This window comes from Mesorhizobium sp. IMUNJ 23033 (genome assembly GCF_044778005.1).
GTDB lineage: Bacteria > Pseudomonadota > Alphaproteobacteria > Rhizobiales > Rhizobiaceae > Mesorhizobium > Mesorhizobium amorphae_A.
Window position 1 is genome coordinate 350,759 of sequence record NZ_JBJACT010000005.1, and the last position, 18,674, is coordinate 369,432.

General features: G+C 63.6%; 22 protein-coding genes and 1 pseudogene. 12 read left to right on the forward strand and 11 right to left on the reverse strand.

What is annotated here, in order from left to right:
* Positions 1-53: 53 nt before the first annotated feature.
* The gene (locus tag ACFX5Q_RS08950; RefSeq protein WP_404277088.1) at positions 54-374 is read right to left on the reverse strand and encodes a DUF1476 domain-containing protein; all 321 of its coding nucleotides are present in this window, start codon (positions 372-374) and stop codon (positions 54-56) included.
* 276 nt (positions 375-650) lie between these two features.
* Here ACFX5Q_RS08950 and purC point away from each other — a divergent pair, with 276 nt between their 5' ends.
* From purC to ACFX5Q_RS08975, 5 genes and pseudogenes are all read left to right on the forward strand, one after another.
* Entirely contained in the window at positions 651-1,445 is a 795-nt protein-coding gene (gene purC / locus ACFX5Q_RS08955; RefSeq protein ID WP_404277089.1) for a phosphoribosylaminoimidazolesuccinocarboxamide synthase, read from the forward strand.
* A 68-nt stretch (positions 1,446-1,513) separates the two neighbouring features.
* On the forward strand, positions 1,514-1,753 hold the full coding sequence (purS, locus tag ACFX5Q_RS08960; RefSeq protein ID WP_404277091.1) for a phosphoribosylformylglycinamidine synthase subunit PurS: 240 nt from the start codon (positions 1,514-1,516) through the stop codon (positions 1,751-1,753).
* Between the two features lies 1 nt (position 1,754).
* Positions 1,755-2,423 (forward strand): phosphoribosylformylglycinamidine synthase subunit PurQ, encoded by a 669-nt coding sequence (purQ, locus tag ACFX5Q_RS08965; RefSeq protein WP_404277093.1) that lies wholly within the window; start codon positions 1,755-1,757, stop codon positions 2,421-2,423.
* A 51-nt stretch (positions 2,424-2,474) separates the two neighbouring features.
* Positions 2,475-2,885: a hypothetical protein gene (locus ACFX5Q_RS08970; protein ID WP_404277095.1), complete on the forward strand. Its 411-nt coding sequence runs from the start codon at positions 2,475-2,477 to the stop codon at positions 2,883-2,885.
* 4 nt (positions 2,886-2,889) lie between these two features.
* A pseudogene (locus tag ACFX5Q_RS08975) lies at positions 2,890-3,530 on the forward strand (Pr6Pr family membrane protein).
* A 31-nt stretch (positions 3,531-3,561) separates the two neighbouring features.
* On the opposite strand, the gene ACFX5Q_RS08980 reads toward ACFX5Q_RS08975, so the two are convergent.
* Positions 3,562-3,813: a DUF1127 domain-containing protein gene (locus ACFX5Q_RS08980; RefSeq protein ID WP_404277097.1), complete on the reverse strand. Its 252-nt coding sequence runs from the start codon at positions 3,811-3,813 to the stop codon at positions 3,562-3,564.
* A 93-nt stretch (positions 3,814-3,906) separates the two neighbouring features.
* Between ACFX5Q_RS08980 and ACFX5Q_RS08985 the strand changes: the two genes are divergently transcribed.
* The 4 genes from ACFX5Q_RS08985 to ACFX5Q_RS09000 all read left to right on the forward strand — a co-directional run bounded on the left by ACFX5Q_RS08985 (position 3,907) and on the right by ACFX5Q_RS09000 (position 8,548).
* Positions 3,907-5,316 carry a PLP-dependent aminotransferase family protein gene (locus ACFX5Q_RS08985; RefSeq protein ID WP_404277099.1) on the forward strand — a complete coding sequence of 470 codons (1,410 nt, stop codon included), beginning with the start codon at positions 3,907-3,909 and terminating at the stop codon, positions 5,314-5,316.
* Between the two features lie 152 nt (positions 5,317-5,468).
* Positions 5,469-7,700: a phosphoribosylformylglycinamidine synthase subunit PurL gene (purL, locus tag ACFX5Q_RS08990; protein ID WP_404277101.1), complete on the forward strand. Its 2,232-nt coding sequence runs from the start codon at positions 5,469-5,471 to the stop codon at positions 7,698-7,700.
* Entirely contained in the window at positions 7,697-8,221 is a 525-nt protein-coding gene (locus ACFX5Q_RS08995) for a hypothetical protein (RefSeq protein ID WP_404277103.1), read from the forward strand. Before purL ends, ACFX5Q_RS08995 begins: the two co-directional genes overlap by 4 nt.
* Before the next feature lie 93 nt (positions 8,222-8,314).
* Positions 8,315-8,548, forward strand: a complete 234-nt coding sequence (locus tag ACFX5Q_RS09000; protein ID WP_023674714.1) for a BolA/IbaG family iron-sulfur metabolism protein — start codon at positions 8,315-8,317, stop codon at positions 8,546-8,548.
* A gap of 19 nt (positions 8,549-8,567) precedes the next feature.
* On the opposite strand, the gene ACFX5Q_RS09005 is transcribed toward ACFX5Q_RS09000, so the two are convergent.
* The 3 genes from ACFX5Q_RS09005 to ACFX5Q_RS09015 all read right to left on the reverse strand — a co-directional run bounded on the left by ACFX5Q_RS09005 (position 8,568) and on the right by ACFX5Q_RS09015 (position 11,819).
* Positions 8,568-9,767: a ZIP family metal transporter gene (locus ACFX5Q_RS09005; protein ID WP_404277109.1), complete on the reverse strand. Its 1,200-nt coding sequence runs from the start codon at positions 9,765-9,767 to the stop codon at positions 8,568-8,570.
* On the reverse strand, positions 9,764-10,894 hold the full coding sequence (locus tag ACFX5Q_RS09010) for a multicopper oxidase domain-containing protein (protein ID WP_404277111.1): 1,131 nt from the start codon (positions 10,892-10,894) through the stop codon (positions 9,764-9,766). Before ACFX5Q_RS09010 ends, ACFX5Q_RS09005 begins: the two co-directional genes overlap by 4 nt.
* Before the next feature lie 118 nt (positions 10,895-11,012).
* Positions 11,013-11,819, reverse strand: coding sequence for a phosphodiester glycosidase family protein (locus tag ACFX5Q_RS09015; protein ID WP_404277113.1), 807 nt, complete (start codon positions 11,817-11,819; stop codon positions 11,013-11,015).
* A gap of 163 nt (positions 11,820-11,982) precedes the next feature.
* Here ACFX5Q_RS09015 and grxD point away from each other — a divergent pair, with 163 nt between their 5' ends.
* Positions 11,983-12,318, forward strand: coding sequence for a Grx4 family monothiol glutaredoxin (gene grxD, locus ACFX5Q_RS09020; protein WP_006206022.1), 336 nt, complete (start codon positions 11,983-11,985; stop codon positions 12,316-12,318).
* Positions 12,319-12,507: 189 nt separating this feature from the next.
* Complete coding sequence (locus ACFX5Q_RS09025; RefSeq protein WP_404277144.1) at positions 12,508-13,707, forward strand: multidrug effflux MFS transporter; 1,200 nt, start codon at positions 12,508-12,510, stop codon at positions 13,705-13,707.
* A gap of 79 nt (positions 13,708-13,786) precedes the next feature.
* Here ACFX5Q_RS09025 and ACFX5Q_RS09030 read toward each other — a convergent pair whose 3' ends face one another.
* The 4 genes from ACFX5Q_RS09030 to rpsD all read right to left on the reverse strand — a co-directional run bounded on the left by ACFX5Q_RS09030 (position 13,787) and on the right by rpsD (position 16,666).
* On the reverse strand, positions 13,787-14,020 hold the full coding sequence (locus tag ACFX5Q_RS09030; protein WP_404277115.1) for a hypothetical protein: 234 nt from the start codon (positions 14,018-14,020) through the stop codon (positions 13,787-13,789).
* 176 nt (positions 14,021-14,196) lie between these two features.
* A complete protein-coding gene (locus ACFX5Q_RS09035) occupies positions 14,197-15,024 on the reverse strand; it encodes an inositol monophosphatase family protein (RefSeq protein ID WP_404277117.1) in 828 nt (275 codons plus the stop codon).
* Entirely contained in the window at positions 15,014-15,907 is an 894-nt protein-coding gene (gene ttcA, locus ACFX5Q_RS09040; RefSeq protein WP_404277119.1) for a tRNA 2-thiocytidine(32) synthetase TtcA, read from the reverse strand. The genes ACFX5Q_RS09035 and ttcA overlap by 11 nt, the downstream gene beginning before the upstream one ends.
* Positions 15,908-16,048: 141 nt before the next feature.
* Complete coding sequence (rpsD, locus tag ACFX5Q_RS09045; RefSeq protein WP_006206017.1) at positions 16,049-16,666, reverse strand: 30S ribosomal protein S4; 618 nt, start codon at positions 16,664-16,666, stop codon at positions 16,049-16,051.
* 384 nt (positions 16,667-17,050) lie between these two features.
* Between rpsD and ACFX5Q_RS09050 the strand changes: the two genes are divergently transcribed.
* A complete protein-coding gene (locus ACFX5Q_RS09050) occupies positions 17,051-17,260 on the forward strand; it encodes a hypothetical protein (RefSeq protein ID WP_192178957.1) in 210 nt (69 codons plus the stop codon).
* Between the two features lie 87 nt (positions 17,261-17,347).
* Here the strand turns inward: ACFX5Q_RS09050 and ACFX5Q_RS09055 are convergent, their stop codons facing one another.
* Positions 17,348-17,530, reverse strand: a complete 183-nt coding sequence (locus tag ACFX5Q_RS09055) for a DUF3008 family protein (RefSeq protein ID WP_120015466.1) — start codon at positions 17,528-17,530, stop codon at positions 17,348-17,350.
* Between the two features lie 68 nt (positions 17,531-17,598).
* Complete coding sequence (gene murI / locus ACFX5Q_RS09060) at positions 17,599-18,378, reverse strand: glutamate racemase (protein WP_404277146.1); 780 nt, start codon at positions 18,376-18,378, stop codon at positions 17,599-17,601.
* Between the last annotated feature and the right edge of the window lie 296 nt (positions 18,379-18,674).

Genomic DNA, 18,674 nt, shown 5'->3' on the forward strand with positions numbered 1-18,674 from the left:
TATCGGAGCATGATCCTTTCCGAAAACCGGCCTCCACTTTTCGGGATCATGCTTTAGGTGTTCTTGATCTGCTCGATCGCCTGCGCCATCAACTCATCCATGGTGCGGCGGATCTGATGATCGGACTGGGCAACGCCGGCCGCATCGAAATCCGCGCGGATCTTCCGGAAAACGTCGTGATCGCCGGCTTCCTCGATGTCGGCCACGACCACCTCCTTGGCATAGGTTTCGGCATCGGCGCCCGCCTTGCCGAGCTTCTCGGCCGCCCACAGGCCAAGCGCCTTGTTGCGGCGGGCCGAAGCCTTGAAGCGGAGTTCCTCATCGAAGGCGAATTTGCGCTCGAAGCCCTCTTCGCGGTCTTTCATGCTGCTCATGGCGTCCCTCCGGGTCAAATCCGATTCGTTGGCGGTGAATATGTGTGTTGCCGAAGCACAAACCAAAAGGCCGCGGGCCGGTCAATATGCTACATCATTTGCTGCGCTGCGGCATTTCGGTCCCGAAACCGGTTGATTGAAAGGATTTGCCGATTGAGCAAACAGTGCGATTGGGATAGACACCGGCATTGAACACCGCCGTCTGTACACTAATTTAGGCAGACGGAGAGGAACTGGTCGCTTGCCGCCTGCCCGGAAATCCAGAGAAAAAATCAGATGAAAAATCGCCGCCGCATTTATGAAGGCAAGGCCAAGATCCTCTATGAGGGCCCTGAGCCGGGGACGCTGATCCAGTTTTTCAAGGACGACGCCACCGCCTTCAACAAGAAGAAACACGAGGTCGTGGACGGCAAGGGCGTGCTCAACAACCGCATTTCCGAGCACATCTTCAACCATCTCAACCGGATGGGCATTCCCACCCACTTCATCCGCCGGCTCAACATGCGTGAGCAGCTGATCAAGGAAGTCGAGATCATCCCGCTCGAAGTGGTGGTGCGCAACGTCGCCGCCGGCTCGCTGGCCAAGCGTCTCGGCATCGAGGAAGGCACCGTGCTGCCGCGCTCGATCATCGAATTCTATTACAAGGCCGACGCGCTCGACGACCCGATGGTGTCGGAAGAGCACATCACCGCCTTCGGCTGGGCAAGCCCGCAGGAGATCGACGACGTCATGGCGCTGGCCATCCGCGTCAACGATTTCCTTTCCGGCCTGTTCATGGGCGTCGGCATCCAGCTCGTCGACTTCAAGATCGAGTGCGGCCGCCTGTTCGAGGGCGACATGATGCGCATCGTCGTCGCCGACGAGATCTCGCCCGATTCCTGCCGGCTGTGGGACGTCGCAACCCAGGACAAGCTCGACAAGGACCGTTTCCGCCGCGACATGGGCGGGCTGGTCGAAGCCTATCAGGAAGTCGCCCGCCGCCTCGGCATCATGAACGAGAACGAGCCGCCGCGCCCGACCGGGCCGGTGCTGGTCGCGTCCACCGAGCCGCCCAAGGGCATGAAGCACTAACTGCCAAACCGGGCTTGCCGGTGACGGCGAGGCCCGGCGCAGACCGTATTGATTTCTCAGGAGCATCGATGAAAGCCCGTATCACCGTCACCCTCAAGAACGGCGTGCTCGACCCACAAGGCAAGGCGATCGAACATGCGCTGTCCGGGCTGGGTTTTGACGGCGTCGGCCAGGTGCGCCAGGGCAAGGTCTTCGACGTCGAGCTTACGGAGACCGACACGGCCAAGGCCGAAGCCGATCTCAAGGCGATGTGCGACAAGCTTCTGGCGAACACGGTGATTGAGAATTACGCTGTGGAGATCGCCTGAGGTGAAATCAGCCGTCGTCCTCCTGCCTGGCCTCAACCGCGACCGCGACATGATCGCGGCGCTGACCAAGATTTCCGGCAAGGCGCCGGCCACCGTCTGGCAGACCGACACCGAAATCCCGGATGTCGACCTGATCGCCATTCCTGGCGGCTTTTCGTTCGGCGACTATCTGCGCTGCGGCGCGATCGCCGCGCGCATGCCGGTCATGCGGGCGGTTGCCGAAAAGGCGGCCAAGGGCGTCATGGTCATCGGCGTCTGCAACGGCTTCCAGATCCTGGTCGAAGCTGGCCTGCTGCCCGGCGCCTTGATGCGCAATTCGTCGCTGAAATTCGTCTGCCGGCAGGTGAAGCTCAAGATCGACAACGCCAACACCATGTTCACCCGCCGCTACCAGCCGGGCCAGATTATCCGCTCGCCGGTGGCGCACCACGACGGCAATTACTTCGCCGATGCCGAGACGCTGGCCCGCATCGAAGGCGAAGGACAGGTGGTGTTCCGCTACGCCGAAGGCACCAATCCCAACGGCTCGATCAACGATATTGCCGGCATCATCAACGACAAGGGCAACGTGCTCGGCCTGATGCCGCATCCCGAGAACCTGATCGAGGCGGCGCATGGCGGCAGCGACGGCCGGCCGTTGTTCGAAGGCGCCCTCGGCATCGCCGCCTGATTTTTTTCACCTGAAGAATCCCTTCTGAACGCGAGACAGGGCGGCCTGACCATGAGACTGACGATTGCTCGCCTTGCTCTCTTGGCCGCCGCCGGTCTTGCGCTGGCCTCCTGCCAGTCTGGCCCGAAGAGCGCGCCGGTCCCGTCGGGCAAGAGCGCGTCGCTGCTTGCCATGGAACAGGTGGCGATCGCCGCCCACAAATGCTGGATCGCTAGCAAGGATCCGGCCTTCAAATCCTATCAGATGGCCAACGAGTTGAATTCGTTCAGCGGCACGCCGCGCTTCCTGCTGGTTCCGGCCAAGCACTATGGCGGCAAGCCGTTGCTGGTGGTGCAGGCGCAGGGCAATTCGAGCCGGGTCGACGTGTTCGGTCCGCTGATGGCCGACCCGCTTGGCGCCCGCATCGGCTCGGACATCGCCCGCTGGCAGACGGGCAATTCCTCCTGTGCGGCGGCCGCATAGGGCAATGGGCCGCTTCCTGCAGATCGCGGGGCTGGTCATAGGTCTGGCCGGGCTTGTCCTGCAGTTCTGCATCACCATCCCGGCATCGATGGAAGCCGGCCGCAGCCTGCTCGGCTCCATCGTCTTCCTGTTCAGCTTCTTCACCATCCTGACCAATATCGGCGCGGTGCTCGTCCACACCTCGCTGCTGTCGTCCAGCGGCTATGCCTGGCTGCCGGCCTTTGCCGGGCCACGGATACGAGCCGGCGTGGCGATCGCCATCACGCTGGTCTTCATCGTCTACGCAACGGTTCTCGCGCAGCTTTGGCAGCCGCAGGGGCTGTTCCTGCTCTGCGACGTCCTGCTGCACTATGTGACGCCGGTGCTGTTCGTGCTGTGGTGGCTGATCGCAGGCGCCGACGGCACGACGCGCTGAGCGATATTTCCTGGTGGATGGTCTATCCGATCGCCTACCTGATCTATGCGCTGGCGCGGGCGCCGTTCGCCGGCGAAGTGCCCTACCCGTTCCTCGACGTTGCCAAGAACGGCGCGGCCAGCGTCGCTGTTTCGGCGCTGGCCGCGACCGGTCTTTTTCTGGTGCTGTGCATCGTCGCCGTCCTGGCCGACCACGCTGTGGCGCGCGCCAGGGGATCAAAAGCCCGCTAGACCTGCGCGGAAGGTGCGAGCCCGGCAGAGCTCAATCCCAGAACGGCCTCAGGCCTTCGCGATGGGCATCGCAGCGCGAAACGCCGATGTCCTTGAGCTGCTCGTCGGTCATTTCCAGCAAAGCCAGCCGGCTGCGCCGGCGCTCCAGCAGCCTGGCGATCCACATGGCGAGCGAGCGGACCATACGCATGAGACGGCGGCCGTGGGTCGGCCGTGCCGACGGGCGTTGCGTCTGCCCGATCCATTCAGTTCCCGCGTAGCGAATTGTCTCGATTGTATCCATCGTCATTCTGCCAAGTGTTGCAGTTGTACTTATTTCTGTGCATCTTCGATATGGATTGACTCATTGTTCGGTGCAATATACAAAATTGTCACCATGACAAATTGGCTTCCCGATCTGACCGCCGGCTCCGGCCCTCTCTACCAGCGTCTTGCTGACAGCATTGAGTCAGATATCGACCGCGGCGTCATCGACGCCGGGGCAAAACTGCCGCCGCAGCGCGACCTCGCCTACGATATCGGCACCACCGTCGGCACCGTCGGCCGGGCCTACCAGTTGCTGCGCGAGCGCGGGCTGGTCAGCGGCGAGGTCGGCCGCGGCACCTACGTGCTCGCCCAGCAGTCTGAAACGAAGTCCGATCTCCCGCCGCCCGATGTGCAGGGCACGCGCTTTATCGACGCGCCGAGCGGCAAGCTGCGCTTCGACAGCACGGCCGCGCCCGACATCGGTCAGGGCGCCATCATCGCCGAAGTGCTATCGCGCATAGCGCAGGAGCATCCGTACGACATTTCGAGCTATACGCGGGATTTCCCGGCGCGCTGGTACGAGGCCGGCGCCCGCTGGCTGTCGCGGAACTCGTTCAAACCGGCCGCCGATGCCATCGTGCCGACGCTCGGCACGCATGCGGCGGTGATGGCCGCCATCGCCGCGCTGACCACGCCCGGCGACTATGTCGCCTTCGAGCACCTCACCTATTCGCAGATCTCGCGCAGCGCCGGCCTGATCGGCCGCAGGACCGCGCTGGTGGCATCCGACGAGGGCGGCATCGACCCCGACGATTTCGAGCGCGTTTGCGCGCAAAAGCACCCGAAGATGATGTTTTTGATGCCGACGGCCAAGAATCCGACGCTGGTGACGCTGTCGGCGGATCGCCGGCAAGCGATCGCGCGCGTCGCCCGTGAGTACAATGTCGTGCTGATCGAGGACGATCTTTACGGCGACCTGACCGACGATCCGACGCCGCTGCTCGCGGAATATGCGCCTGAAAGAACCATCGTTGCCGGCGGGCTGTCGAAATCAGTGGCTGCCGGCGTTCGCGGCGGCTGGCTCGCCTGTCCGCCGACCTACCGCCATCGCATCCGCGTCGCCCACAAGATGATGACCGGCGGCCTCCCCTTCCTGTTGGCCGAGGTCGGCACAAGGCTGGTGCTGTCAGGCCAGGCCAGCGATATCCGCAAGCGCTGTATCGCCGAAATCGGCGCGCGCATCGCCATCGTGCGCGAGGCGCTTGCCGGTTTCGACGTCAAGGCCAGGGACAGCGTGCCTTTCGTCTGGCTTACCTTGCCCGATCCCTGGCTGTCCGGCACTTTCAAGAATGCTTGCCTCGAGCATGGCGTGCTTATCGACGACGAGGACGAGTTCAAGGCCGGCCGCTCCGAGCAGGTCTTCCACGGTGTCCGTTTCGGCGTTTCGCAGCCAAGGCAGAGCAAGGATGTCGCCGGCGGCGTCGCGGTCATTCGGCGACTGCTCGACGAAGGCCGCGCCGGCTACGACAGTTTTTCCTGATTTCGCCCCCGCCCTCCGCCAAGCCTGCCAGCGAGCAAGCGCCAGCCTGTGGTTTTCCGGCGTTTTTCGTCATTCGATGGGGTGTATCGCGCGGAAGCTTGCGATAAGAGGGGACTCAAAATCCCCGCTCCCACGGATACAAATCGCCGCCCATGACCATTTCCAATTCCGTGCCGATCACCCCGGAACTCATTGCCTCGCATGGGCTGAAGCCCGATGAATACCAGCGCATCCTCGACCTGGTCGGGCGCGAGCCGAGCTTCACCGAACTCGGCATCTTCTCGGCGATGTGGAACGAGCACTGTTCCTACAAATCCTCGAAGAAGTGGCTGCGCACGCTGCCCACCACCGGACCGCAGGTCATCCAGGGTCCGGGCGAGAATGCCGGTGTGGTCGACATCGGCGACGGCGATTGCGTCGTGTTCAAGATGGAGAGCCACAACCATCCGTCCTACATCGAGCCCTACCAGGGGGCGGCGACCGGCGTCGGCGGCATTCTGCGCGACGTCTTCACCATGGGTGCGCGGCCGGTAGCGGCGATGAACGCGCTGCGCTTCGGCGCGCCGGACCATCCCAAGACCCGGCATCTCGTCGCCGGCGTCGTTTCCGGTGTTGGCGGCTACGGCAATTCCTTCGGCGTGCCAACGGTCGGCGGCGAGGTCAATTTCGACGCCCGCTACAATGGCAACATCCTGGTCAATGCCTTTGCCGCCGGCCTCGCCAAGACGGACGCCATCTTCCTGTCCGAGGCCAAGGGCGTCGGCCTGCCGGTCGTCTATCTCGGCGCCAAGACCGGCCGCGACGGCGTCGGCGGCGCCACCATGGCGTCGGCCGAATTCGACGACAAGATCGAGGAGAAGCGCCCGACCGTCCAGGTCGGCGACCCCTTCACCGAAAAGTGCCTGCTCGAAGCCTGCCTCGAACTGATGGCGTCCGGCGCGGTCATCGCCATCCAGGACATGGGTGCGGCCGGCCTCACCTGCTCGGCGGTCGAGATGGGTGCCAAGGGCGACCTCGGCATCGAGCTCGACCTCGACAGAGTGCCGGTGCGCGAGGAGCGCATGAGCGCCTATGAGATGATGCTGTCGGAGAGCCAGGAGCGCATGCTGATGGTGCTGCGCCCGGAAAAAGAGAAGGAAGCCGAGGCGATCTTCCACAAATGGGGCCTCGACTTCGCCATCGTCGGCAAGACCACCGACGATTTGCGTTTCCGTGTCATTCACCAGGGCGATGAGGTCGCCAATCTGCCGATCAAGGATCTCGGCGACCAGGCGCCCGAATACGATCGTCCGTGGGTCGAGCCCAAGAAGCCGGCGCCGCTGGCCGCCAACGATGCGCCCAAGGCCGACGTCGCCGACGCCCTGCTCAAGATGCTCGGCGGGCCAGACCTGTCGTCGCGCCGCTGGGTTTGGGAGCAGTACGACACGCTGATCCAGGGCAATTCGCTGCAGCTTCCCGGCGGCGATGCCGGCGTTGTCCGAGTCGAAGGCCATCCGACCAAGGCGCTCGCCTTCTCCTCCGACGTGACGCCGCGCTATTGTGAGGCCGACCCGTATGAAGGCGGCAAGCAGGCGGTGGCCGAATGCTGGCGCAACCTGACCGCCACCGGCGCGCTGCCGCTGGCCGCCACCGACAATCTCAATTTCGGCAATCCGGAACGGCCCGAGATCATGGGCCAGCTGGTCGGCGCGGTAAAAGGCATCGGCGACGCCTGCCGTGCGCTCGGCTTCCCGATCGTCTCCGGCAACGTCTCGCTCTACAACGAAACCAATGGGCGCGGCATCTTGCCGACACCGACCATCGGCGGCGTCGGGCTGATCGCCGACTGGTCGAAGATGGCGCGGATCGGCTTTGCCGCCGAAGGCCAGATGATCATACTGGTCGGTGCGCCGTCCATGTGGGGAACCCATCTCGGCCAGTCCGTCTATATGCGCGACATCCATGGCCGCGCGGACGGCCCGCCGCCGCCGGTCGACCTCGAGCATGAAAAGCGCGTCGGCGATCATGTGCGCGCGCTGATCGCTTTCGGCGTGGTAACCGCGGCGCATGACGTCTCCGATGGCGGCATCGCCGTGGCCCTGGCCGAAATGGCGATGGCGTCGGGCATCGGCGCCACCATCCCCGGGCTGACCGGCACCGACCCCATCCCGGTCTGGTTCGGCGAGGATCAGGGCCGCTATCTGCTGACGCTGTCGGTCGATCCGCAAAGCAAGGAATGGGACGCCATTCGCGATGAGCAGAGCGAGCTCGGCATCTTCGCGCCCTGGATCGGCTCGACCGGCGGCCGCGACCTGAAACTCGGCGATGCGCGCGCGATCCCGGTCAGCGACCTGACAGCCGCTCACGAAGGCTGGTTCCCGCGCTTCATGGATCAGGCCATTTGACAAGGCTGGCTGCCCGGGCGCTGCTTGCAGTTGTTTTCTGGCCGTCGCTGTTCTTCTTCTGGTTTCTCGGGCCGTTCGTCTTTTTCCTGCTGTCGACGACCGGAAGCGAAGTTTGCCCCCGCCTGGAAACGCGGGCGGAGTTTCTTGCCGCGGCCAACGGCACGATTTTGATGTTGGCCGTCCAGAGCCTCGTCTATGCAGTGCCGATCCTGTGCCTGGTTTTCTGGCAACGGCTTGCACCGGAACCGGCGAGGGCACGGCACATCGTCACCTGCGTCAAGCTTTTTGCCGTTACCGTCGTCATCGGCGTGCTGTGGGCGTATGGCTCCTCGCTCGTCTGCGACGGCTATGGCCAGGCGTTTTTCTCGCCGCTCTGGCAGTGGACGAGTTTTCTTCCCATCGTCAATGTTGTGATCAACGTTCCGCTTTATGTGCTGACCTTCAGCCTTGGCCGCGCCTTCTCGACACGCGAGGATATGCCCGCGGATGACGCGGTTCCTCCAGATCAGGACATTACCTGAGCCTTCATTGGTCTTTGGCGCTGGCGGACGGAACTGCTTCAATCCGAACGAGAAAGGCTTTAGGCTCACCCCGACTCTCACTAGGATTTTGCCATGGCAATGGACGCGCACGACATCGAACGGCTGATCAAGGAAGGCATCCCGGACGCCAAGGTGACGATTCGCGACCTCGCCGGCGACGGCGACCACTATGCGGCCGAAGTGGTGGCCGAGAGCTTTCGCGGCAAGAGCCGCGTCCAGCAGCACCAGATGGTCTATGACGCGCTGAAGGGCAATATGGGCGGCGTGCTGCATGCGCTGGCCCTACAAACCAGCGTGCCCGACTGAACCTCGAGACCGGCGCTGTTCAGATCTTTACCAGCATCGCCGTGAGGTACATGAAGCCAACTCCGGCCGCCAAACCAGCCATCGCGGCCGGTGCGAGCAAGGCGCGCGTGCCGTCGGTCCGCTGGCGAAGCTGCATCGACACGAGCTCGACGATCACCTGCAGGATTGCCCCGGCGCCGACCGCCAGCGCCAGCGCCGACCATTGCGGGGCATAGGCAAGGCTGCCGATCCACAGGCCGATCACGGCGGGGCCGCCCGCCAGCAGCGTCAGCGCGGCGAAGGTCCGCAATGGCGGCCGTTGCTTCAGGATCGGGGCGGCAATGCCGATACCCTCGGTGATGTTGTGCAGTGTGAAGCCGAGCACGAGAAAGGTGCCCAGCCCCGCAGCGCCCGAGGCGAAGGCGGCGCCGATCGCCAGCCCTTCGCCGAGATTGTGCAAGCCAATGCCGAGCGCGATGAAGGTGGCCAAAGCCAGGCCGGTCGGCGTTCCGCTCCGCCGGCCCGCAGCCATCAGCAGAAGGAAACTGGCCGTGGCGGCGAGAACGATCATCGTCGGTCCCTGGAACAGGGCGGCGGCCTCGCCGGCCAGTTCGAACGCATCCTCCAGGGCATCGACGAACAGGAAGGCGAGCAACCCGACAGTGAGCGACAGAAGGAAGTCCATGCCGCTGCGTCCAACGCCGCGGAGCGCGGGATAGAACATCAGGCCGATCGCCACCGGCAGGATGCCGACGAAGGCGCCAAGCACCGCCTGCGCGGCGAAGCTCAGCGAATCGCGTGTCGGCGTTGGTACGGCGACGGCGATCTCATGCCGGAACGTCGTCCCGGTGCTGGTCACGACGTTGATCGCATGCGCCTCTCCTAGCACCCAGGGATATGGCAGGCTGATCCAGGCCGTGGCGCCGCGCGCGATCGGTCCCGGCGGATCCTGCGTGAACTGCCAGTAGGCATCGTCGACCTGGACCTGCGCGATGGTCATCGGTTCCGATCCGCCGGCGCGGATGAGAACGCGGATGCCGTCCGCGCCCAGGATCGTCCGCTCGAAAGTGAGGTTCTCGACCGCCGGCGCGCCATTGCGGAAGCTCGACAGCGGGTCCGAGGAGACCAGCCAGGCGATGGCCAGCCCGAGCACGACGAGCGGCAGCGCGACCCAGAGCAGATAGGCCGACCTTGGGCGGTCGGCGCGCGTGTCGGCAGAAGTCCGGCCCAGATCGGTCACGACACGGCCTCCACGACGTCGAACATGCCGGACCAGCCGAGTTCAGTGAATTCCGACTGGTGAGGATGGAACATGTAGAGCCCTGGCTCATGCTCCCGGAAATGGAACTCGAGGATGCCGCGCTCGGCCTGGCACTGGGTGATCAAGTCGACCGTCTTGAGCGTGGGCGTGAGCGTCGTACCCTGATTGTAGTAGTCGAAGAAATTGGCATGCAGGTGGAAGGAGTTGATCGGGTCGAACTCGACGACATTGACGAGATAGATGCGGACCGGCTTGTCCTTCATCACCCGGATCGGCTTCTTCGCATAGGCGTGAGCGACCGTGTTGACGGCGTAGACCTCATTCTCATTGTCGAAGTTGGTGTCGAAGGCATTCATGACCATGACGAATTCCTGCCAGCCGGCATTCTCGGGCGTGCCGAGCAGGCGCGAGCGGGCGACCGCTTCGTGCTCCGGATGCCGGGCCGGATCGGGGTCGATCACGAAGGCGCCGTACATGCCCTTCTGGATGTGCCGCTTCAGCGGCAGGGCGTGGCAGTGGTAGAGATGACAGCCAAACGGCCTGGCATCGAACTCGTAGACGAACTCCTCGCCCGGCCCGATCAGGCCGGCGCCCGGAACGCCGTCCATGCGCGCGGCATGGATGCCGTGAAAATGCATCGAATGCGGATGCGAGCCCTGGTTGCGGAAGACGATCCTCAGCCGCTCGCCCTCGGTCGCTCGTAAAGTCGGTCCCGGCACACGGCCATTGTAGGTCCAGGCCGGGAACATGATGCCCGGCGCGATCTCGATCTCCTTGTCCTCGGCCGTGACCTCGAAGGTGCGAAGCGTCCGCCCGTCCGGCAGTGTCGACACCGTCCCGGTATACCAGTCGCTCAGCAGCTTCGACGGATCGAAGCCGTTGCGGGCGTCATCGACCTCGCCGACCGTGATCATCGAACCATGGGCCGAGAGATGCGCCGGCTGCGCTTCAGCGGCAGCGGCCGCCGGCATCTCGTGACCGGCGTGGCTTGTCTGCCCGCGGGCGGCACTCGCCGCGACCGCCGTGCCGCCGGCAGCCATAAGGCCACCGGCCAGAAGCAGCCTTCGATCGAGCTTTCGCTCCAGCAAGGATTTCGTTTCGTGCATGCCTGCGTTCCTCCAGATCGCGGCGAGGATAGCGTATGCTTCAAGATTTAGCTATAGCTATATTCGGCAGCGGCCAATTGACGCCGGACAGGGCAGACGAAGGCTTTTCTTTGGGAGGCTACCCGGCCGCAGGTCTCTTCGCCGAGACGGAGATGATCGGCCCCGCCGGATAATGTCCGCCGACGATCATCCGCTCGCCACCCGACAGCGCCGAGACCGCGCCGTCGAGAAACAGCGCGTTGGGGCAGCCGAGCGCGTCGCGAAACAGCCGTGCGAAGCTGCCAAGGCTGACCGCCGAGCGCGAGATTGCCAGCACGACTGTATTGCCGTCGCGCACGCCGACACCGTTGCGGATGTAGCGCGACGTGCCGTTCGGCTCGAAGCGCGGGTGAATCTGGCCGTCGGTGACCAGCATCGGCCCGGATTGCGTGGCAAACGCCACATCCGGCCTGGCGGCGGCATAGGCGGTCGCCTCCATGACCGCCGCCTTGCCATCCTTGCCGATCAGGAACACGCCGTTCGGCTTGAGGAAGAAGTTGCCCTCGCCGTCGGCGAGGTTGAGCGGCGATTTTTGAATGCGATCCTCTGTCAGAAGGCCGACCGGCGTCAGGTCTTCATGGTACATGCCGCCATTCATGGCGAGCAGCACCGGCCTGCCCTCACCCGCCATCGCCTTGACGAAAGCCTGCAGCGAACCGAAGGGCTTGCCATCGGCGCCGTCATGGAAGACGCCGATGCTGTTGGTGCGAAGGTCGATCTCGCAGACGACATAGGACACGGCCTCGAAGCCGACATCCCGGCACGGTGCCGGCAGTTCGCCGCCGACGACCAGCGGCAGCGGCGCGGGGCGCCTCGACCACCAGGCCAGAGCCATTGCCACCAGCAGGATGGCGATCAGGATCGCGGCGCCATATCGTCTTTTCATCACGCCCCTGAGAAAGCAGTTGGCTCAGATGCTTGGCCCAACATCGGCGATCCTTTGCGCCATTTCCGCGGCGGCGGCGCAAACATCTTGTTTCGGTCAACCTATGGGTTTATTTGATGGCTATGTTTCGAGCCTGACTCCCACAGGCGTGAAAGGATTCTCCATGAGCGGTATCAACGACTACATCGACAGCGAAGTGAAGAGCAACGACGTGGTGCTCTTCATGAAGGGCACGCCCGGTTTTCCGCAGTGCGGCTTCTCCGGCCAGGTGGTCCAGATCCTCGACTATATCGGGGCCGACTACAAAGGCGTGAACGTGCTCGACTCGGCGGAATTGCGCCAGGGCATCAAGGAATATTCCAACTGGCCGACCATTCCGCAGCTCTACGTCAAGGGCGAGTTCGTCGGTGGTTGCGACATCGTGCGCGAGATGTTCCAGGCGGGTGAACTGCAGACGTTCCTCGTCGAAAAAGGCGTCAGCGTCAAAGGCGCCGCCTGATTTCGGCTAGTGCATTGGACGATATGCACTAAAGCGTTCGGGGCTGCCCCCACCTCGGCAATTCTAACTCCCGGGCCTCGGGAATGAGACGAGCCAATGCGCCGGTTCTCCGGCGCTTACTCGTTTGAAAGATCGGACTTTGCCGTGGACAAGCAGGTTGAAGCGCCGCAGCAGACAGGCAGCCTGCCTATTCCGCGCTGGGAATTCATCGCGTTGTGCGCGGCGCTGATGGCGCTCAACTCCTTAGCCATCGACATCATGCTACCGGCGCTGCAGCAGATCGGCGCCTCGCTCGGCGTCATCAATGAGAATCATCGCCAATATGTGATCACCGCCTACATTCTCGGCTTCGGCGGCGGACAGCTTTTCTTCGGGCCGATCTCCGACCGTTTCGGGCGCCGCCCTCCGCTTGTCGCCGGGCTGATCATCTATGTGCTCGCGGCCGGCGCGGCAGCAATCGCCCCGTCTTTCGCGACGCTGCTTCTGCTCCGGATGGTGCAAGGCATTGGTGCGGCCGCCACGCGCGTCATCGCCGTCTCGATCGTGCGCGATACGTTCGACGGCAGGCGCATGGCCGAGGTCATGTCGCTGATCTTCATGGTGTTCATGGCCATTCCGGTGGTGGCGCCGGGTATCGGCCAGTTCATCATGCTGTTTGCCTCCTGGCATTGGATCTTCATCACCATGGCGGCCGGCGCGCTGATCGTGTCCGCCTGGTCGCTGCTGCGCCTGCCCGAAACGCTGCATCCCGAGTATCGCCGGCCGCTGACGGCCGCATCCATCGTCGGCGGTTTTCGCATCGTGCTCACCAACCGCATCGCGCTCTGCTATGCCTTCGCCAGCACCTTCATCTTCGGCGCCATGTTCGGCTTCATCGCCTCGGCCCAGCAGATTTATGTCGACGTGTTCAATGTCGGCGAGATGTTCCCGGTCATCTTCGCCGGTGTCGCGGCGGTGCTCGCCTTTTCCAACTATCTGAACTCACGCCTCGTCGGCCGCTTCGGCATGCGCCGGCTGTCGCAGAGCGCGCTGCTGCTGTTCCTGGTGATCAGCCTTGCGTGGCTGCTGGTGTCCCTGGAAATGAAGATGCCGCTCTGGCTGTTCATCGCCTTCTTTGCCTGCGCGATGGTGCCGTTCGGTGCGCTCGGCGCCAACTTCAACGCTTTGGCCATGGAGCCGCTCGGGCAGTTGGCCGGCACGGCATCATCCATTCTCGGCTTCATGCAGACCTTCCTCGGCGGCATCCTCGGCACGCTGATCGGCCAGGCCTTCAACGGCACGGTGACGCCTTTAGCCGCCGGCTTCTGCAGCGTATCGGTCGCGGCCTTGCTGATGATCTTCATCGCCGAGCGCGGCAAGATGTTCCAGCCGCACAACCCACCCGTTTGATGCGCGCGGGCGCGCTCTAAGTTTTTGTTTTGTGCGTGTCGTTGTCCCAAAACCGCTGCGCACTTTTGGGCGACACGCTTCACGAGGCCCTTTCAAAGGTTGCCGTGAAGCGAGGGGCAAGCATACGCCCTGCGATTGCGCCGCCCATGCTGTCCGAAAGGGGCAGAGGCAGAGCCTCGTCGAGTGCCTTGAGGACGGAAGCCACGAAGGCCCGGTTCAACGCGCTGTCGGTTCCCAGATCGGAAAAGGTTGCGCGCGGCTTGCCGATGAGCGTGCCGTTTCGGCGGAGCGAGAACCGCAATGTCAGGGACATGCCGGCGGTCCCGGGCGGCGGCTTCCAGCAAGCATAGATGGCGGCCGACATCTCTTTCAAGGTGTCGACGGGATCGGGGCTGTGACAGGCGCGTTCTTGCGCTCCTGCTTCGCTGGAACCGGCAACAAGGGCGATGGCAAGGACCGCTGCGACAAGTGCGGACCGAGGGTTCACGCCTATTCGGCCCAGAGTTCGCGGCGCAACTCCTGCCAGCTCTGCCTGTCGGGTGCAACGAGCAGGCCACCGTCGAGATGCGAAGGCCGGTAGGGGCTGCCGTCGAAGCGCGCGGCATGGCCGCCGGCCTCTGTATGGATCAGCGCACCGGCCAGATGGTCCCACGGCATCAGCTTGGCGTAGACGACGAAATGGGCGTGGCCGCTGGCCAGCAGGCGGTATTCGTGCGCCGCGCAGCGATAGCCGAATTGCGAGAGCGACTTGGTCTGGTTGCGTGCCAGACGGGAGCGTTCCGGCTCCGGCATGTATTGCCATGATACCGCGCCGGTCATCTGTAAGATCGGCACCGGCTCCGCAACGTGCACCTTCTCCAGGCTGCCACGGGCGTGACGGATATGGCTGCCGGCGCCCCTGGCGCCGATCAGCCAGTCCTTGCCGACCGGATCATGAATGATGCCGGCGACCGTCTCGCCCTTGACCACGACACCCAGCATGACGCCGAACAGCGGCACGCCGGAGGCGAAGTTGAAGGTGCCGTCGACCGGATCGATGACGAAGGCGAGATCGGCATCGCCGAGGCCGCCAAGCAGCGCCGGATTGTCGGAGCAGGCTTCCTCGCCGACGATCATCGCTTGCGGGTAGTGTTCGCGCAGCCTTGCGGTGATCAGCCGCTCGGCATTGACGTCGGCCTCCGTAACCAGGTCGGCGGCGGATGTCTTCTGGCGGATGTCGCCCTCGCCCAGCCGGCGAAAGCGCGGCATGATCTCGGCTTTGGCCACGTCGGACAGAAGGTCGGCGAGCCAGTCGATCGCTTTGTCGTCAAATGTCATCAGGATTGTCTTGCCGGAGATCTGGAGCTTCGTTGAGAGCGGCGAAATCGAACAGGTTTCGGTCGAGCAGATGCGATGGCCGCACATTGGCCATGGCGCGGATCATCGTGTCCTTGCGGCCGGGCATGCCCTTTTCCAGCTCGTCCAGCATCGCCTTCATGGCGTTGCGCTGCAGGCCTTCCTGGCTGCCGCAGAGGTCGCAAGGGATGATCGGGAATTTCATGGCGGCTGCGAATTTCTCGAGATCGGCCTCGGCGCTATAGGCAAGCGGCCGCAGCACCATGACATCGCCTTCGTCGTTGAGCAGCTTTGGCGGCATGGCGGCGAGACGGCCGCCATGGAACAGGTTCATGAAGAAGGTTTCGAGAATGTCCTCTCGATGGTGGCCGAGCACCAATGCCGAGCAGCCCTCCTCGCACGCGATGCGGTAGAGATGGCCGCGCCGCAGCCGCGAACACAACGAACAATAGGTGCTGCCCTCGGGCAGCTTGTCGGTGACCACCGAATAGGTGTCCTGATACTCGATGCGGTGCGGTATGCCGTTTCTGTCGAGATAGTCAGGCAATATGTGCTTCGGGAAATTCGGCTGGCCCTGGTCGAGATTGCAGGCCAAGAGCTCGACCGGCAGCAACCCGCGCCATTTGAGGTCGAGCAGCACGGCGAGCAGGCCGTAGGAATCCTTGCCGCCGGACAAGGCCACCAGCCAGCGGTCGCCGGGCCTGACCATCGCGAAATCGTCGATCGCCTGGCGGGTGAGCCTGAGCAGCCGCTTGCGCAGCTTGTTGAACTCGACGGAAGACGGCACATCGGCGAACAGCGGATGAAAGCCGCCTTCGGCATCGGCAACGGGTTCAAGTGAATCGGCTTCTGGCAGCATGTTCATGGCGCGTCGGCCCAAATCCCTGTTGCGCCCGGATTAGCGCATCGGCCGGAAAATCGAAATCGGTTTTTGGCAAGGCGCTATGCACAAAAGAAAAGGCCGCCTCGACGGGCGGCCTTCGATAGTGTCGCAGAACCCAACCGATCAGCGCGAATAGAATTCGACGACCAGGTTCGGTTCCATCTGCACGGCGAACGGAACGTCCGACAGGCCGGGGATGCGCGCGAAGGTCGCGACCATCTTGTTGTGGTCGGCTTCGATGTAGTCGGGCACGTCGCGCTCGGCGAGGCCAACCGATTCCAGCACGATCACCAGCTGCTTCGACTTCTCGCGCACTTCCACGACATCGCCCGGCTTGCAGCGGTACGAGCCGATGTTGACGCGCTTGCCGTTGACGTTGACGTGGCCGTGGTTGACGAACTGGCGTGCGGCGAAAATGGTCGGCACGAACTTGGCGCGGTAGACGACCGCGTCGAGACGCGACTCGAGCAGGCCGATCAGGTTCTCCGAGGTGTCGCCCTTGCGGCGGTCGGCCTCTTCATAGACCTTGCGGAACTGCTTTTCCGAAACGTCGCCATAGTGACCCTTCAGCTTCTGCTTGGCGCGCAGCTGCAGGCCGAAATCGGAAAGCTTGCCCTTGCGGCGCTGGCCGTGCTGGCCGGGGCCGTATTCACGCTTGTTGACCGGGGACTTCGGGCGGCCCCAGATATTTTCGCCAAGACGGCGGTCGATCTTGTACTTCGCGGATTCGCGCTTGCTCATCGCATTCCCTTTCAAAACAAACCACCCGGAACCTCATGGTCCGGGTGAAGGAAACGCGCCCTCCTCTGGCCTCCGTTTTCGAGACCTGACAGGGTTTTCCACGCAACGCGACGGAAAACCCACGGGACACGTCAGTTCAAACAAGACCAAGGAAACGAAAAACCTGATTTCCCTGAGGTCTTGCCATGCAAAATAAACGACCGGGCATTGCGGCCCGGTGTTGGGGCGCTGGTTAAACGGAGATTTAACCGGTGTCAAGCTCGCGGCTGGCGCCGGCGATGGCGACAACATAACGTCTTTGGGTTGAGTGCGATGCCGGATGTGGGCGGGAGGTTGCACCAACGGCATTATGAAGGGACTGGAGCCAAAGGAGCCCGGAGTCGCATGAAGAAGTACTTCCTTTCGTTGGTGGGTGCAGCCGTACTGGCAGGATCGATGTCCGTTGCCGTACCGGAACCGGCACAGGCGCGGCATTGGCATGGCCACCGGCCACATCAGGTCTGCCGCATCGTGGTCAAGAAGAAGGTCGTGTGGCGGCACGGCCACAAGAAGGTCATCCGCTACAAGGTAAAGCGCTGCTGGTTGCGCTGGTAAGCCCGGCTTCGGCCCCAGAGGACTGACAATCGCAATCGAAGCCCGCGGTCTTGGCCGCGGGCTTTTTGATGCCTCTGGTGTGGCGCTTCAATGCTTCTTCTTGGGCAGCCCCTTGCGCTTGGTCTCGGCGAATTCCTCGAGCTGCTTCTCGCTCATCGATTCGTACATTTCCTTCGATGCGCCTTTGAGCTCGCTCTTCTTCGTCTCGCCGCGCTTGGCGGACAGTGCCGCGCCGGCGGCCATTTGCTGGGCTTTCGAGGTGGCTGGCATGATCGGTTCTCCCGTTTGCAATGGGAGGAAAACGCAGCCGTCCCCGATGATGTTCCCGGTGCCGGCGATCAAGACATCGCCAGCCCAAAGCCCTGCAGCAGCCGGCGGGTCGGGAAATCGGTTCTGTTCGAGGTGAAGACGGCAAGGTCGGCGCCTTCCGGCAAGGTCTCGCCGCGACCGTTTGGGTCGATGTCGGCGAGCAGCGAAACGGCGCGGCGCGCGATCGCTTCAGCGGGATCGAGCCAGTCGACGGGCCAAGGTGCCGTCTTGCGCATGCGGTTCGCCAGAAAGGGATAGTGGGTGCAGGCAAGCACGACGATGTCGGTGCGCAGCTCGTCACGCTCGACGAAACACGGCGCGATCTCGGCGCGCACGGCCTCTTCGTCGACGAAGCCATCGCGCATGTAGATTTCAGCCAATGGTGCCAGGCGGTCGGAGCCGACCAGTCGCACATGGCATTTCGACGCCCATTTGCTGATCAGGTCGCGCGTGTATTGGCGCTTGACGGTGCCGGGCGTGGCCAGCACCGAGACCAGGCCGGAGCGCGTGCGCTCCGCCGCCGGCTTGATCGCCGGCACCATGCCGACGAAAGGATGGCAGGGAAATCTCTCGCGCAAGGCATCGATGACCAGCGTCGACGCCGTGTTGCAGGCGATCACCGAAATGGCCGGCGCAAACCGGTCGAGCAGCCTTGCGAACAGTTCCAGTACATGGGCCCTGAGCGCCGGCTCCTCCCAGGCGCCATAAGGGAAAGCCGCGTCGTCGGCGACATAGACGAAGCGACGATCGGGCATCAGCACGCGTGCCTCGCGCAGCACGGTGAGGCCGCCAACGCCGGAATCGAACATCAGGATCGGGCGGTGGCTTGATCGATCGTTCACTGTCATCTGATCACGAGAAGAGGCTGGGGACCACGGTAAGAGGCTGGCCCATGATTTGGTCAATGGCGCTTCTATCGCGAACGATCATGATCTTGAAGTGGCGGACGCCAGCAAGTTTTGTGCAGTTCCGGGCGGAGACCCAATCTTCCCGGGACTGTTCAGAGCCCGCGCTTGCCGAAGCCGGCGGGCCGTGGCCGGCCGATCGGCTGGGCGACCGGTGCCGAGCCCGCGGCCGGCGCGGCGGTGCGCGCGGCAGTCGGTGC

Bases quoted from the DNA above. Each gene is read 5' to 3' on its own strand.
- ACFX5Q_RS08950 (WP_404277088.1), bottom strand. From the start codon at position 374: ATGAGCAGCATGAAAGACCGCGAAGAGGGCTTCGAGCGCAAATTCGCC.
- purC (WP_404277089.1), top strand. From the start codon at position 651: ATGAAAAATCGCCGCCGCATTTATGAAGGCAAGGCCAAGATCCTCTAT.
- purS (WP_404277091.1), top strand. From the start codon at position 1,514: ATGAAAGCCCGTATCACCGTCACCCTCAAGAACGGCGTGCTCGACCCA.
- ACFX5Q_RS08970 (WP_404277095.1), top strand. From the start codon at position 2,475: ATGAGACTGACGATTGCTCGCCTTGCTCTCTTGGCCGCCGCCGGTCTT.
- ACFX5Q_RS08980 (WP_404277097.1), bottom strand. From the start codon at position 3,813: ATGGATACAATCGAGACAATTCGCTACGCGGGAACTGAATGGATCGGG.
- ACFX5Q_RS08985 (WP_404277099.1), top strand. From the start codon at position 3,907: ATGACAAATTGGCTTCCCGATCTGACCGCCGGCTCCGGCCCTCTCTAC.
- purL (WP_404277101.1), top strand. From the start codon at position 5,469: ATGACCATTTCCAATTCCGTGCCGATCACCCCGGAACTCATTGCCTCG.
- ACFX5Q_RS09000 (WP_023674714.1), top strand. From the start codon at position 8,315: ATGGCAATGGACGCGCACGACATCGAACGGCTGATCAAGGAAGGCATC.
- ACFX5Q_RS09010 (WP_404277111.1), bottom strand. From the start codon at position 10,894: ATGCACGAAACGAAATCCTTGCTGGAGCGAAAGCTCGATCGAAGGCTG.
- ACFX5Q_RS09015 (WP_404277113.1), bottom strand. From the start codon at position 11,819: ATGAAAAGACGATATGGCGCCGCGATCCTGATCGCCATCCTGCTGGTG.
- grxD (WP_006206022.1), top strand. From the start codon at position 11,983: ATGAGCGGTATCAACGACTACATCGACAGCGAAGTGAAGAGCAACGAC.
- ACFX5Q_RS09030 (WP_404277115.1), bottom strand. From the start codon at position 14,020: ATGTCCCTGACATTGCGGTTCTCGCTCCGCCGAAACGGCACGCTCATC.
- ACFX5Q_RS09035 (WP_404277117.1), bottom strand. From the start codon at position 15,024: ATGACATTTGACGACAAAGCGATCGACTGGCTCGCCGACCTTCTGTCC.
- ttcA (WP_404277119.1), bottom strand. From the start codon at position 15,907: ATGAACATGCTGCCAGAAGCCGATTCACTTGAACCCGTTGCCGATGCC.
- rpsD (WP_006206017.1), bottom strand. From the start codon at position 16,666: ATGAGCAAGCGCGAATCCGCGAAGTACAAGATCGACCGCCGTCTTGGC.
- ACFX5Q_RS09050 (WP_192178957.1), top strand. From the start codon at position 17,051: ATGAAGAAGTACTTCCTTTCGTTGGTGGGTGCAGCCGTACTGGCAGGA.
- ACFX5Q_RS09055 (WP_120015466.1), bottom strand. From the start codon at position 17,530: ATGCCAGCCACCTCGAAAGCCCAGCAAATGGCCGCCGGCGCGGCACTG.
- murI (WP_404277146.1), bottom strand. From the start codon at position 18,378: ATGTTCGATTCCGGCGTTGGCGGCCTCACCGTGCTGCGCGAGGCACGC.